The organism is Megasphaera cerevisiae DSM 20462 (assembly GCF_001045675.1).
GTDB classification, from domain to species: domain Bacteria; phylum Bacillota; class Negativicutes; order Veillonellales; family Megasphaeraceae; genus Megasphaera; species Megasphaera cerevisiae.
In genome coordinates this window covers 13,686-27,104 of record NZ_LEKT01000043.1, presented here as the reverse complement: position 1 = coordinate 27,104, position 13,419 = coordinate 13,686, and the positions used below count along the sequence as shown (strand labels likewise).

Below are 13,419 nucleotides of genomic sequence, written 5' to 3'. Positions count from 1 at the left end.
GAGACCAGAAGCAAAAAATATACAATCCGCATCCGAAAGGACATCAAAATGAAGATGCTGGAAAGCGGATTTGTAAGAGCTGTTGCAGAAGTAAAATGCGGTAATTTACTGTTTAGATGGTAAGGCGGGTGGTCGTATGTATTACATGGGTTATGTGTTTTGTAATCGTAAAGACTGCCGTAAATACCGTATATGTGGAGTATCCGTAGCGGCAGCGGAGATGTGGAAAAAAGATAGCAAAAGGACGGCTGATGATTCACCGATCCAGAGCGAGCCGATCAATTGTGAAAGGTATGAAAAGGGGGCGTGGATATGAAATTAGCGAGTAAAGCCAGAGAGGAATCACTAGATCACATGACACAAGGAGATCAAAATATGCTGGACGTAAGCATGGAAAATATACGTAAATCGATCGATACAGCGTGCCTAACGGGACTTAGGTATGCTGTATTGGATAAGACAGGGATAGATGCGGTAGACGCTGAAATATGCGCTACAGTGGAAGAATCAGGATATAAGATAGCGTCTAATACAAGCAAGATTATTATTCAGTGGTAAAGGAGGGATATTATGCCAATAAAACTATATAACGATAATTTTCAAAATTATAAAGTATATAATATTCCGGCAAAAGCGCAGCTTGTCATTGCAGATATACCGTATAATTTAGGTAATTACGCCTACGCGTCTAATCCTGCATGGTATAAAAACGGAAACAACAAGAATGGAGAGAGCGATAAAGCTGGAAAACAATTTTTTAATACAGACAACAATTTTAATATTGCAGAGTATTTCCATTTTTGCAGTAAATTGTTAAAAAAAGAGCCGAAAGAGAAAGGTAACGCTCCTGCAATGATCGTATTTTGTTCGTTTCAACAGATTTCAACGATCATTGAATATGGCAAGAAGTATGGATTTGTTAATAGCTATCCATTGTATTTCATTAAAAATTATTCGGCGCAGGTTCTAAAAGCAAATATGAAGATTGTAGGAGCAACAGAACATGCAGTTGTTCTATACCGTGATAAATTGCCGAAATTCAACAATGATCATAAAATGATTTTTAATTGGTTTACATGGATACGGGATAATCAAATATACCCAAAAATTCATCCGACACAAAAGCCAGTAAATTTATTAAAGAAACTAATAGAGATATTCACGGATAAAGGAGATACAATTATTGATCCGTGCGCTGGGAGTGGGACGACTTTGCGAGCGGCAGATGAACTAGGAAGAAATTGTTATGGATTTGAATGCGACAAACGATTTTACAAACAGGCCATAGAAAAAATGCTTTCGATGCCGATAGAAAAATCGTTATTTTAGAAGGAAGTGTAAACTATGAACTTTTGGGAATAGCCAGGATAGTTGGGGTCGTCTCTAGTTTTAAATAGGAGGAGAACAATAATGCGTGATATAAAATTTAGAGCATGGGATAGAAATAAAAAAATGATGGAAAAGGTTGTCTGCATTGAAATGTTGAGCCCCTATGTATATACTAATGTCATTGTTGAATTTAAAGAGCACGGAAGGGTAATAAATGATAATCATCTTATAGGTGGGACGGATGGATGCGATACCGCAATTTTGATGCAGTATACTGGATTAAAAGACAGTCACGGAAAGGAGATATACGAAGGGGACATATTAGGGGTTACAATTATAAACAGGAGAGATGGAAGTAAGCGGAAACCCTATAATTTAATCGTGGTATATAAAAACGGATCCTTTGTGTATCAATATATTCAGGGAGGATGGAAGGAAAGCAATATATATAATCATATTGATAATTGGGCCGACGATGTAACTTTTGAGATTATCGGAAACCGGTATGAAAATCCCGATCTGCTGAAAGAGAGAGAAAATGGATAGTATTATGCGAGTAGACATCCCGAAACGCGGAAACGGTTTTTCTTGCCATTGCTGCCGATCAGAAAATGGAACGTGTGAGATATACTTTGAACATGATGGACATGGTAGCGTTATTACATTATGCAAATCCTGTGCATTGGAATTAGCAGATAAAATCAACAAGCATTATGAAGATAAAAAGACATTTACATACGAACAACCTGACCCTCCATTACACACAGGCCCACATGAGTTTGAGGTAACATTTGCGGCGGGCAGCAAGTGCAGAGGATGTTTGTGTAATGATTGTGACAGTCATGACCACACTGTATGCCAATATTGTAAAAGACAAAAAATAGTTAAAAAATGTACGGATTTTGTTGAAGATAATTATTATTGAGGAGTGTAAATAGATGATAGAAAACACAGATGAGAGCTTAAACACAATCCTTATGAATGAGGCTGCTAAAATAAGAAAATCCAATAATGTTACAACTAAACAACCGTGCAAAGAAATTCAAGATAATAATATAAATGATGACCACACCCCCTCTTATTATGCTAAGATGCCAGTGCAGCCAATATCTGTAATGAGGTCCATTTTGACACCAGACGAATTTATAGGATATTTAAAGGGAAACATCATCAAGTACGCGATGCGTGCCGGAAAAAAGGGAAATACGGATGATAAAGCTAAATTTGAAACATATAAAAAATGGTTACATAAAGAGTTACAAGATAAGCAAGATAAAAACGAAGTTTTGTAAAAGAAATAAGAAGAAAAACGGAGAAAATAGAAGTAAATCGGAGATTTTTGAACGACACGTGATGTGTTTCTTGTGCTATACTAATAGCGTGGAAGTTTGGGAAAACAACCACATTGCATACTTCCTAAATCGCATACATATTTCCCCGCCGTATGCTGAGCGGCGATAAATAAGACGGCAATACATACTACAATATAGACGGACTGCCGCATTGGGTTTCTTAAATGGCAAGGAACTGATAATGCGCGGTCTGTCACCGATAAACGAAGAACTCACATGAGCAGTTGTGGGTTCTTTTTATTTATAAAATAAACAATGTAATGGGTGATCCGTATGGTATTCTGCGATAACAAAAAATGCAAATATAATCAAAAAGATTTTTGTTTGCATACCAAACTCGTGATTAACAGCGAGCGCTGCCAATGTTTTGAAATAAAGCGGCATAAACAAAAAATGACGAATGAAACCGATATCAATCATCGACCGGTTATCAATCATAGACGGAATGGAATTTTGAAATAATCATCGCACCTAAAGGATGGTGGTGAGTATGTGAAACATGAGGATGCCTACCAAGATTATATCCATGGCATGAAATACAAAGATATTGCCGCCAAATATGGCGTGTCTATATCGGCTGTAAAAAGTTGGGCAAACCGGTATTGGAAGGACGCACCAAATAAAAAAAGTCCGCGACCCAAAACGAACAGGGTTGCAACTAAACAATCAATTAAAAAAAAGATGTTTATCTCAGTGGATGCCAACAAAGCATTAACTGAAAAAAGACGTCTTTTTTGCGTATATTATGCGACGTCCTATAATGCGTTGCAATCATATTTAAAAGCATATGGCGGAAATAAAGATACAGCCAGGGTTGAGGGCTGTAAGCTCCTGACAGACCCCAACATCAAAGCCGAGGTTAAGCGGCTACGGGATATTCTGCGTACCGGTATAGATGTCGGCATACAGGATCTGCTGCGGTATTGTCTCAAAGTAGTTAATGCGGATATAGGAGACTATGTTGCTATTCGGGGAGGCCGTCATATTGTCTTGACTGACAGCATTCGGATAGATACATCTTTGATCGACGAAATCAAGGAGACAAATTCCGGCGTAGCGATCAAATTGGCTGATAAGAAATGGGCATGGGAAAAAATAGAAAAATATCTAGGATTTGATGAATCTGCCAAACTGCAAGTTAATCTGCAAAATGAAAAGTTGCAGGCCGAAATTGCGTCATTGAATAAATCCGACGGGAAAGACGCAATACAAGATCACAATGAAAATATCCAAGCATTAGCCGACTTGCTACAACATCCGGTTCCAGATCGACATGTAGAAGAGTTTGAAAAAAGCGATGACAATGAACATAGTGAAACGAATTAGAAAGAAGGTGATTTGCCGCCATGGTACAATATGCGCCGTTTGATGTAAAACAAGCTAACTATATTAAACAATGTTTAAATAACAGAACGTGGCTGTCTGTTGCCGAAGGCGGCAAGTGACGCGCGCAGGGAAAAACATTATCAACATTATTGCGTGGGCGTCCATACTTGAAACCCATCCCGATAAGTTGCATCTGGCCGCGGGTGTTTCGGTCGCAACCGCCAAGCTGAATATCATTGATAGTAATGGATTCGGGCTGCTGAATTACTTTAAAGGACGCTGCCGTGAAGGGAAGTACAAGGATAAAGACGCGTTGTTTATTCAAACTGCAACCGGAGAAAAGATTGTATTAATATCAGGCGGCGGTAAAAATGGAGACGAACGGTTAATCAAAGGTTTCACGTTGGGGACCGTATACATCTCAGAAGCAAACGAATGCGCCCAGCCATTTATACAAGAAGTATTCGACCGGACAATTTCGTCTGGACAGCGAAAAATATTATTTGATTTGAACCCGAAAGCAGAACTGCACTGGTTCTATACCGAAGTATTAGCACAACATGAAGAAAATGTACTGCATATACCACAATACGGATATAACTACGAACACTTTACTATATTTGACAATCTAAGCATGTCAGATGACCGAATACGTACCATTATCCAGACCTATGATCAAAAATCTATATGGTATCTGCGCGATATTTTGGGGCTACGTAAAAATGCCGAAGGTGTTATCTACGATATGTTTTGCACCGACAATATGTATGATGACGACGATTCAGCCCCGATTCATTGGAATTTATTATATCGCAGGTATTATGCAATTGATTATGGAACCATTAATCCGTTCGCCTGCTTAGAATGTATTGAACAGACAGTTGGAAGGAAAACGGTATATGTTGTCAATAGTGAATACTATTACGACAGCAAAAAAGAAAGAAAACAACTAACCGATGCAGAATACACACAGCGATTACAGACGTACGTGGATCATAAGCGATACGTCTTTTTTATTGTCGATCCATCGGCAGCCTCTTTTAAATTAGAGCTTAGAAAAGGGCAACTAAATAGCCACGAGGCGGCAGACACCATTAACGCAGACAATGAGGTACTGAATGGCATCCGGTTGGTAGCAACGTTGCTTCAAGCCAAAAAGCTATATATCAATAAAAACAAATGTCCGAATCTATGCCGAGAATTGCAATCTTATATTTGGGATGAAAAAGCGTCGGAACGTGGCGTAGAAAAGCCGGTAAAAGAAAACGATCACGGATGCATAACGGGAGACACTTTAATTGATACCACACAAGGCAGTATCCCGATTAAAGATTTAATCAATAAACGTTGCAATGTGTATTGCTTTGATGGAAAAACAAAGAAAAAAACCATTAGCAATGCATTTAATATTCGCATGACAAAGAAAAAGGCAGAAATATATGAAGTAAAGTTAGAAGATGGGAGAATTATACATGCAACAGATGACCATCCGATATTGACACAACGAGGATGGGTTGAATTAAGAAATATTTTACCTGGTGATTGTGTTTTATCAATAAAATGAGGTGATATTGTGGTTATATATAGCAATAATGGTAAGTACGCGTCGTTCTTATCTGATAAATACACAAGAGACGATAACACTGGATATTATTTGTCTAGCAAATTATTTAATGGTAAAAGGAAACGGTTGCATATTGCTGTGTGGGAATATTTCAATGGAGACATACCCATGGGATATCAAATACATCATAAAGATTTTAACAAAAACAATAATGAAATTAGTAATTTAGAATTAAAAACAGTGCACGATCATTTATCTTTGCATGCCAAATTGCATACCAAAGAACATGTAATGGAATTTCATAAAAAAGGGATTGAAGCTGCTAAAAAATGGCATGCATCTAGCGACGGATCCCAGTGGCATAAAAAACGCTATGACCAAATGAAAGACAAATTACATCAAAAAATCAAAAGGATATGCCCTGTCTGTGGCAATGGATTTGAAACGACTAGAACACATGAAAATGCATTTTGTTCTAACAATTGCAGATCAGCATATCGCAGAAGATCGGGAGTAGATAATGAAAAAAGAACATGCATTATATGTGGTAACGAATTTACAACAAACAAATATTCAAAAGCAAAAACATGTTCCCCAAAATGTTACACAAAATCAAGATTACAAACTATGCAAAATAAAAAGTATAAAAAAGCTCAGTAAACAAGAGGATGTATATAATATGGAAGTGGATAAACATCACAATTATTCCGTTAATGGTGGGATTATCCTACATAATTGCGATGCGCTACGTTATTTTTGCAAGACAATTGTTAAATCATACAAGATTTAAAGGAGATGCTGCCGCATGAAGCAGAAAAGAAAACCCATATCAAAAGAGCCTAAAGCGGCAGAACCACATATTCGGTCAGCAAGGCACCTTGTTATGGACAGCTTTACCAATGAATTGGGCCGGCTTGGGTTGGATCAACCAGGTATGATGGGGGCGACCGATTACAAATTAACCCGAATTACTCGTAATTATAATTTGCTCAATATCTTATATCGCAATTCGTGGATCGCAAAAAAAATCATTGAAACGATTCCAGGGGATATGTGCAAAAACTGGGTATCATTTACGTCTGATTTAAAACCGGATGTAACGGACCGATTACATCGTCTAGAACAGCGTACGAAGACAAAGGAAAAGATTAACGAAGGGTTATGCTGGGGAGATTTATACGGCGGCGCAGCAGCGATTATGATGATTCACGGCGACGAAGACCGACTAGAAGAACCGTTGCGGATGGACGATATACTCCCGAATAGTTATTGTGGGCTTCTGGTTGTAGATCGATGGTCCGGCATTTATCCTGGGATTGAATTAATTGAAGACATGCGTGATCCTGATTTCGGGCTTCCGGAATGGTATGAAGTACGAGATACAATTAATGATAATGCGATGGTCCGCGTACATCATAGCCGCGTTTTGCGATTTTGCGGCAGAAAGCTTCCTTATTGGGAAAACATGGCAGAAATAGGATGGGGCGCATCTCAGCTAGAACACGTATTTGATGAACTTGCCAAACGAGATAATACCAGTTGGAATATCGCGTCTTTAGTATTTCAAGCAAACCTGCTGGTAGAAAAGATAAAGGACCTTGATACGCTGCTATCTGCTACAGACCCACAAACACAGCAAGACTTTTACGCTGTCAAAACCGCACAGAATCAAATGCGAAATAATAATGGCATGATGATTATCGGCCCAGATGACGAAGTAAGCGCTATGAATTATACATTTGCAGGATTAAATGATATTTACGAATCTCAAATGCTTGATATTGCAGGAGCCGCTGAAATACCGGTAACAAAATTATTCGGGAGAGAACCTGCAGGCCAAAACGCAACCGGCGAATCCGACATGCAGAACTATTATGATATGGTAGGGCAACGTCAGGAATCGCAACTTAGACCTGTTTTAAATAAGCTGTATCCAGTATTATTCATGTCGGAATTTGGATATGTCCCTGAGGATTTGGATTTTAGATTTAATTCTATCCAGACGCCGACAGAAGACAAACTAGCTGATATCGTAGGGAAGAAAGTAGTGTCTATATCGCAGGCATATAATGACGGTGCGATTACGCAAAAGATGTATTTGCAGGAATTACAGGAGCTCAGCTATTCGACTAATATGTTCAGCTCGATTACGGACGAGGATGTGTCTAGAGCCAATAATGATTTTATTGACGATATGCCGCAAGAAGAAGAGCAAGACGAACCTACCGAATCGGATCAATTGGATATTAAGAATAAAGATGAACCGGAAGGCAATGAATCATGATTAAATGGACGCCCCGGCGTAGGATCGAAAAAGAATATCAACGATGGATCATAAAACTGTTTAATCGGTTTCATTGGGATGCGGATATGCTGCATAACCCTGAATCGCTGAAAAATGCAATACAGGATTTTGTTGCATCGCAAACATTTTACAATGTAGCGGAAAAAATGGCGCGACAAATGGTTACAATGACGAATCGCCATGTAGATCGGTCATGGCGGGAAGCGGCTCGCAAATCATCTAAAGGGAATAAAATATATCGATCTTTACGCCATACGCCATCAACATATCAAGAATTGATCGATCGAAATGTGCATTATATCCAGTCGGCACCTCCTGATATCGCAGAGAATATGGCACGGACTATATTTAAAATGCAGCAGCAGGGTATTCGCCCGGAAGGGATAGCCAAAGAACTGCAGAAAAAATACCCACATATGAAAAAAACGAAGGCCATGCTGATAGCTAGGACAGAATCGTCCAGGGCGTCAGCTATTTTAATGCAGTCGAAAGCCAAATCCGCAGGCGTTACATGGTACGAATGGAGAACAGCAGAAGATGCCAGAGTGCGTGATTCACATTCGCATATGGATCGCGTTCTTTGCTCGTATATATCACCTCCTAGTCCTGAAAAGCTGATTGGTAAAAAATCATATGGGAATTACAACCCAGGCGAAACATATAATTGCCGCTGCTATGCTGCACCACTGATTTCAATTGATGATGTACATTGGCCGCATAAGGTATATTACGGAGGCCACATACAGAAAATGACACGGTATCAATTCAAGGAGCTATTATGAATCACTATACGCAAGCCATTGCTGTTGATAAAAGCTTTATGTATACGCTTTTAATACGCAGAGAAAATAACCCCGGTAAGGGATTGCTATCTGGTATAGGTGGGCATATTGAGGACGGCGAAGACCCAAATGAATGCATGCTGCGCGAATGGGAAGAAGAAATGGGATCAGCTCTTCCAGACGATGCCGTCATACGTCCGTTAATGGCACAGACGCTTACTGATTGTACCAATCATATATTTGGCATCATCATCCCCAAAATAGATATATATTTCTACCGCCCCATGGATGAAGGATATATTCGATGGTATCACATTCTCGGCGATCATATTATGGATTGCAATAATCCAAATCTCGCTTGGAATGGACTGACCCCGTATTGTTTGAATTTATTAAATAGTGATAGGGAGGAACAAAATGATTGATTTTAACGCATATGTAAAAGCAAGCACAGAAGGGAAAAACCCTACCTACGGTGTTAGCGGCGTAGCGCTTACCCCTGACGCAACTCCGACGGACGTTGTAACCGTATATGCTTCGGCGGCGAAGTCTGTAAAAGTAAAGAAAGTTATCGTATCTGGCGTTGCCACGACAGCAGGGACTATGAACGTTTCCTTGGTAAAGCGCACCGCAGCCAATACAGGAGGAACAAGTACGTCCCCGTCTATTGGTCAGTTTGATAGCGCAGACAGCGCGGCAACTGCCACCGTCAAAGTATACAGTGCAAAACCTACATCTGTAGGCGCAGGGGTTGCCATTGCATCAAAAGCCTTGAACTTTGGCGTAGCAGGAGCAGCAGGCATCGTTGAGTTTGACTTTACGACAAGAAATGATAAGGCATTGTATCTACGCGGCGCAGCTCAAGGCATGGCAATAAACCTAAATGGCGGCGCGGTTCCGTCCGGCGGCGCGCTTGGCTATGCAATTGAATTTGAGGAACTGTAATGCTGTCGTATTACGGTGATAAGCTGTCACCGCACATGATAAAAACCCCCGAAGGCTTTTTGATATGTAAGGATGTGCGTATTGGCCGCACCGGGGACATGATGTATTTAAGCTCTGAATTGCCGCCTGAGATATCTAAATCCATAGGGAAAGATACTATACGCGTAAAACGCACCGAGCAAAGTCTATTCAGCAAAGATACTATTGCCAGTTTTGAAGGAAAGCCGATTACCGATGAACACCCGACAGATAATTTAACTGTCGACACCGCCACTTTTGCCATTCGTGGTCACGTCCAGAATGTACGCCGTGATGGTACATACCTTGTCGGCGATTTGTACGTAACCGATACTGGGCTTATCAATAAAATAGAAAACAAACAAAAACGGGAAGTATCCTGTGGCTATTTTACAGAGTATATCCTAAACGATGCCGGTGAAGTGGAACAAACGCATATTATTGGGAATCATGTTGCTGTCGTTGCGAATGGGAGAGCAGGTCATTCCGTAGCTATTCACGACAAAAAACCAAAAACAGGAGGAACTATTATGAAAAATGATTTATGGCATCGCATTTTTGGGCTAGGATTAAAAGAATTTGCCAAAGATGCGGACCCGGAAGAATTAGCGGCCGCTATGAAAACCGACGAAAAAGAAGATGCCCCAGCTACGCCGAAAGAAACAAAAGATGAATACGCAGATGAAAACAAAGCATTAGAATTGGAGGAACAAAAAAAGATGGAAGAAACCAATGCGAAAATTGATAAGCTTGCTGAAGCCGTCGCAAAGCTTACCGAAACCGTAACAGGTCTTGTGGAATCCGACAAGGACGTACATAAAAAAGTGGGCGCCGAAGAAACATTAGACGGACTGGAAAAGGAATTATCCGATACTCCGAAGGAGACAAAGGACGAGGATGCCGATGGCGCTCCCGACAGTGAAAATGGCGATCCTGATGATACTCCAGATAATGATCCGGATGAAGAAATGGATGAAGAACCAGCCAAATCAGATGAATCGGTAAAGAAAATCGTAAAAGATATGAAGCCGATTATTATGTCCATTCAGGATGAAAAAATAAGAAATGAGGTTGCTAATAAGTTTGCTCAGACCGTCCGCGACAGCCGTCCTGTATTAGGCAGGAATCAATATACTGAAATTATCAAAAAAACGCAAAAAGCACGACAGAAACAGGCACAGGACGCACAATCAAAAACAAATAATTTTGCAGAACGGGCAGAGATCGCCGCGGCTAAATGGAACAACTTTGGAAAGGAAGGTAAATAATCATGCCAGTATCAGTCATTGGAAAAAACTTATCTCTTAGCTTTGCGGGTAAGGTTTCCCGTAATCCGTACAACAAAATCAATAGCCGTATGGTAGCATCTGTATTGGATAGCTCCGGCGAAGAAACAGCAAAGGCAATTCCCTTTGGGGCCGCGGTAGTTGTCAGCTCCGACAATACATATTCTTTGTTTGGTGATACGACGAACGGAACTGCTGCAGCAATGGCTAATTTTGGCGGCATTGCCGTTGCCGAAGTAAAACAAGGCATGACCATTAACTACGGTTCCAATTCCTCTACGGGTCAGTATGAACCGGGGCGTCCTTGTGATGTACTGCAGGCAGGAACCATCAGCGTAATTGTAAAATCCGGTACTCCCGTTGCAAATGGCCAATTGGGAATTGTTACCGTCGCTGGTACGTCTTTGGCTGTTGGCGATTTTACGGCAGAGGCGGCTGGAACCGCAACAGATGGAGCAACCGTAGTTGCTGTTACAAACGCAAAATTTACAAGCGGAAAAATGGATGCTGCAACGGGCGTGTCCGAAGTTGTATTAATGCAGCAGATTAACGCATAAGGAGGATATTATTCATGACAGCACAGAAACCAAATAAATCACAGGTAATGGATGCTCTTGCCGCATTAAATGGTGCCGGCGTAGTCGTACCATCCATGAGAACATGGCAGACACAGGATGTCAGCGGCGGCGGCAGTACGGCACAAGCTTTTTTAATCGGTGAACTTGAAAAGCAGGACCCCCGCCTTTTGGAACCTATGACGTCTATCACAGCGCCTCGGGATATTGATATGATTCCTGGCGGCGGTTGGGTTGATATCACCTCGAATGTCTTTGTCCATTATGCGACCAGCGGCAATGATGAAGATGCCATCGGTGGCAGTGAAACAAATAATATCCCGATTGCGACAGCGAATATCAGCAAAGACGTGTTTAAGGTACATACCTTCATGGAAACACTGAAGATCCCCATCTATGACGAATTAAAGCTGCAGCAAATCGGACGGTCACTGCAACAGATTCTAGATGATGGCTTGCGCCTGAATTTCAACAAGCTGTTGGACCGCAACGTATATGTTGGCATTTCCAAGACCGGAACGTACGGTCTGGTCAACAATAAACTTGTTACGGCACAAAATGTCGCATTAAATGAAGCGGGGTCATCTCGTCTCTGGATAGATAAAACGCCACTTGAAATTATGTATGACATCAACACAGCCATTAACTATACATGGGCTAATTCAGAATATGATCTTGACGGCATGGCCAATCATATTTTGATTAATCCGGATAACTACGCATATATTACAAATGCACCGGTAACAGCAGCGGGTTCGCAGAGTATTTTGAACTACCTGCTTGAAAATAATATCGCCACAAAGCAAGGACGCCCTCTTTCCATTTTCCCATCTCGGTGGTGCGGGGATCAAACCAGCAAACCAGGCGTCGGCAGCACGAACCGTATGGTTGCATATGTAAAGCTTCCTAAGAGAGTTAATATCGATCTTCCAGTGCCATTGTCTCGCATTATGCAAGGTCCTAACACGCAGGGCGGATCCTATGAAACTTTGTATGCAGGCCAATTCTCGCAGGTTAAATTGCTGGCACCGACCTCTATGGCATATTACGATGGAATTTAAGGAGTGAATCGAAACATGGTTACTATTTTAGCAGATAGATGTTTGGCCTTTGCGACAGGCGGGAAAGATAAATTTGGAGCGCCTGAAACGGTGAAGGTTACAATTGGATTTAATGACGTTCCTGAATGGGTTATTGATACTCCGTATTTCCAAGCCGCAAAGCGTGATGGTCTAGTACAGGTAGCCGGATACAGCGAAGAAAAAGCAATGGGCATGATCGAAGAAAACAAACAGCTCAAAGAACGCATCCGGCAACTGGAAGAAGAAAAAGAATTACAAAGCACATCTAAAGCCGTCAAGGAAGCGGTTGAAAAAGCAGTGGAAACGGTTCAGAAACCAATCGAAGTAAAAAAAACTACCAAAAAGAAGGGATAACCCATGTCATACTACGGAACGCCTGATGAGAGAACCACGCAGGGCATTATCAGCACGGCGTCTAACGTCAGAGGCGGCACGAATCCAGCATATACAACTGCTATGTTTTGGGCGGCATACCCTTCTTTCCAAGGTTTGGTATCAGAAGAAATGACCCAAATGTACATTAATTTAGCTAATGCCGTTATTAAAGAATCTCGGTATCATAGCTATTGGCAGGTATGCATGAATTGGTTCATTGCCCACTTTCTTACGCTATATTTACAGTCTATCTCTACAGGTACGTCACAATGCTCTGCTAAAAACGTACTGGCAGCCGGTGAAGCGCGGGGGCTTAAAGTACATAAAGCGGTTGACGGACTTTCCGTAGGATTGGATTATTCCCAAATTGGTGATGATTTAGCAGGATGGGCGCAATTTAAGCTGACAATATATGGACAGCAATTTGCGTCCATTGCTAAGTTAATGGGCCGTGCGGGATCGTTTGTATGGTAGGAGGCA

General features: G+C 41.0%; 19 protein-coding genes. All 19 read left to right on the top strand.

Translation table 11 applies throughout. The annotated features are described in order from the left end of the window. The first annotated feature begins 136 nt into the window (after nt 1-136). Nucleotides 137-316, top strand: coding sequence for a hypothetical protein (locus AB840_RS17170; RefSeq protein ID WP_048514323.1), 180 nt, complete (start codon nt 137-139; stop codon nt 314-316). Continuing rightward, nucleotides 313-558: a hypothetical protein gene (locus AB840_RS11355; RefSeq protein ID WP_048514962.1), complete on the top strand. Its 246-nt coding sequence runs from the start codon at nt 313-315 to the stop codon at nt 556-558. Before AB840_RS17170 ends, AB840_RS11355 begins: the two co-directional genes overlap by 4 nt. A 12-nt stretch (nt 559-570) precedes the next feature. Continuing rightward, the gene (locus AB840_RS11350; protein WP_048514961.1) at nt 571-1,329 is read left to right on the top strand and encodes a DNA-methyltransferase; all 759 of its coding nucleotides are present in this window, start codon (nt 571-573) and stop codon (nt 1,327-1,329) included. Between the two features lie 81 nt (nt 1,330-1,410). After that, nucleotides 1,411-1,875 carry a YopX family protein gene (locus AB840_RS11345; protein WP_048514960.1) on the top strand — a complete coding sequence of 155 codons (465 nt, stop codon included), beginning with the start codon at nt 1,411-1,413 and terminating at the stop codon, nt 1,873-1,875. Further along, nucleotides 1,868-2,254, top strand: coding sequence for a hypothetical protein (locus AB840_RS11340; RefSeq protein WP_048514959.1), 387 nt, complete (start codon nt 1,868-1,870; stop codon nt 2,252-2,254). Before AB840_RS11345 ends, AB840_RS11340 begins: the two co-directional genes overlap by 8 nt. A gap of 13 nt (nt 2,255-2,267) precedes the next feature. Next, nucleotides 2,268-2,621 carry a DUF3310 domain-containing protein gene (locus tag AB840_RS11335; protein ID WP_048514958.1) on the top strand — a complete coding sequence of 118 codons (354 nt, stop codon included), beginning with the start codon at nt 2,268-2,270 and terminating at the stop codon, nt 2,619-2,621. 552 nt (nt 2,622-3,173) lie between these two features. Further along, nucleotides 3,174-4,007 (top strand): terminase small subunit, encoded by an 834-nt coding sequence (locus AB840_RS11325; protein ID WP_048514956.1) that lies wholly within the window; start codon nt 3,174-3,176, stop codon nt 4,005-4,007. Between the two features lie 115 nt (nt 4,008-4,122). Next, nucleotides 4,123-5,571 carry a PBSX family phage terminase large subunit gene (locus AB840_RS15830; protein ID WP_053078174.1) on the top strand — a complete coding sequence of 483 codons (1,449 nt, stop codon included), beginning with the start codon at nt 4,123-4,125 and terminating at the stop codon, nt 5,569-5,571. Nucleotides 5,572-5,580: 9 nt separating this feature from the next. Continuing rightward, nucleotides 5,581-6,231, top strand: a complete 651-nt coding sequence (locus AB840_RS11315) for an HNH endonuclease signature motif containing protein (protein ID WP_078791678.1) — start codon at nt 5,581-5,583, stop codon at nt 6,229-6,231. Continuing rightward, nucleotides 6,116-6,361: a hypothetical protein gene (locus AB840_RS18310; RefSeq protein WP_407657325.1), complete on the top strand. Its 246-nt coding sequence runs from the start codon at nt 6,116-6,118 to the stop codon at nt 6,359-6,361. Before AB840_RS11315 ends, AB840_RS18310 begins: the two co-directional genes overlap by 116 nt. Before the next feature lie 15 nt (nt 6,362-6,376). After that, nucleotides 6,377-7,855, top strand: a complete 1,479-nt coding sequence (locus tag AB840_RS11310) for a phage portal protein (protein WP_053078173.1) — start codon at nt 6,377-6,379, stop codon at nt 7,853-7,855. Further along, nucleotides 7,852-8,658 (top strand): phage head morphogenesis protein, encoded by an 807-nt coding sequence (locus AB840_RS11305; protein WP_048514954.1) that lies wholly within the window; start codon nt 7,852-7,854, stop codon nt 8,656-8,658. Before AB840_RS11310 ends, AB840_RS11305 begins: the two co-directional genes overlap by 4 nt. Beyond that, a complete protein-coding gene (locus tag AB840_RS11300; protein WP_048514953.1) occupies nt 8,655-9,083 on the top strand; it encodes an NUDIX hydrolase in 429 nt (142 codons plus the stop codon). Before AB840_RS11305 ends, AB840_RS11300 begins: the two co-directional genes overlap by 4 nt. Next, entirely contained in the window at nt 9,076-9,603 is a 528-nt protein-coding gene (locus AB840_RS11295; protein ID WP_048514952.1) for a hypothetical protein, read from the top strand. Before AB840_RS11300 ends, AB840_RS11295 begins: the two co-directional genes overlap by 8 nt. A 35-nt stretch (nt 9,604-9,638) precedes the next feature. Continuing rightward, the gene (locus tag AB840_RS11290; RefSeq protein WP_159445785.1) at nt 9,639-10,889 is read left to right on the top strand and encodes a DUF2213 domain-containing protein; all 1,251 of its coding nucleotides are present in this window, start codon (nt 9,639-9,641) and stop codon (nt 10,887-10,889) included. A gap of 2 nt (nt 10,890-10,891) precedes the next feature. Then, nucleotides 10,892-11,464 carry a structural cement protein Gp24 gene (locus tag AB840_RS11285; protein ID WP_048514950.1) on the top strand — a complete coding sequence of 191 codons (573 nt, stop codon included), beginning with the start codon at nt 10,892-10,894 and terminating at the stop codon, nt 11,462-11,464. 14 nt (nt 11,465-11,478) lie between these two features. Next, nucleotides 11,479-12,543, top strand: a complete 1,065-nt coding sequence (locus tag AB840_RS11280; RefSeq protein WP_053078172.1) for a DUF2184 domain-containing protein — start codon at nt 11,479-11,481, stop codon at nt 12,541-12,543. 15 nt (nt 12,544-12,558) lie between these two features. Then, on the top strand, nt 12,559-12,918 hold the full coding sequence (locus tag AB840_RS11275) for a hypothetical protein (protein WP_048514949.1): 360 nt from the start codon (nt 12,559-12,561) through the stop codon (nt 12,916-12,918). Between the two features lie 3 nt (nt 12,919-12,921). Next, a complete protein-coding gene (locus AB840_RS11270; protein WP_048514948.1) occupies nt 12,922-13,413 on the top strand; it encodes a DUF4054 domain-containing protein in 492 nt (163 codons plus the stop codon). Nucleotides 13,414-13,419: the final 6 nt, after the last annotated feature.

Bases quoted from the DNA above. Each gene is read 5' to 3' on its own strand.
- AB840_RS11305 (WP_048514954.1), top strand. From the start codon at position 7,852: ATGATTAAATGGACGCCCCGGCGTAGGATCGAAAAAGAATATCAACGA.
- AB840_RS11350 (WP_048514961.1), top strand. From the start codon at position 571: ATGCCAATAAAACTATATAACGATAATTTTCAAAATTATAAAGTATAT.
- AB840_RS11335 (WP_048514958.1), top strand. From the start codon at position 2,268: ATGATAGAAAACACAGATGAGAGCTTAAACACAATCCTTATGAATGAG.
- AB840_RS11270 (WP_048514948.1), top strand. From the start codon at position 12,922: ATGTCATACTACGGAACGCCTGATGAGAGAACCACGCAGGGCATTATC.
- AB840_RS11280 (WP_053078172.1), top strand. From the start codon at position 11,479: ATGACAGCACAGAAACCAAATAAATCACAGGTAATGGATGCTCTTGCC.
- AB840_RS11300 (WP_048514953.1), top strand. From the start codon at position 8,655: ATGAATCACTATACGCAAGCCATTGCTGTTGATAAAAGCTTTATGTAT.
- AB840_RS11295 (WP_048514952.1), top strand. From the start codon at position 9,076: ATGATTGATTTTAACGCATATGTAAAAGCAAGCACAGAAGGGAAAAAC.
- AB840_RS11285 (WP_048514950.1), top strand. From the start codon at position 10,892: ATGCCAGTATCAGTCATTGGAAAAAACTTATCTCTTAGCTTTGCGGGT.
- AB840_RS17170 (WP_048514323.1), top strand. From the start codon at position 137: ATGTATTACATGGGTTATGTGTTTTGTAATCGTAAAGACTGCCGTAAA.
- AB840_RS11345 (WP_048514960.1), top strand. From the start codon at position 1,411: ATGCGTGATATAAAATTTAGAGCATGGGATAGAAATAAAAAAATGATG.
- AB840_RS11290 (WP_159445785.1), top strand. From the start codon at position 9,639: ATGATAAAAACCCCCGAAGGCTTTTTGATATGTAAGGATGTGCGTATT.
- AB840_RS11310 (WP_053078173.1), top strand. From the start codon at position 6,377: ATGAAGCAGAAAAGAAAACCCATATCAAAAGAGCCTAAAGCGGCAGAA.
- AB840_RS11355 (WP_048514962.1), top strand. From the start codon at position 313: ATGAAATTAGCGAGTAAAGCCAGAGAGGAATCACTAGATCACATGACA.
- AB840_RS11340 (WP_048514959.1), top strand. From the start codon at position 1,868: ATGGATAGTATTATGCGAGTAGACATCCCGAAACGCGGAAACGGTTTT.
- AB840_RS11275 (WP_048514949.1), top strand. From the start codon at position 12,559: ATGGTTACTATTTTAGCAGATAGATGTTTGGCCTTTGCGACAGGCGGG.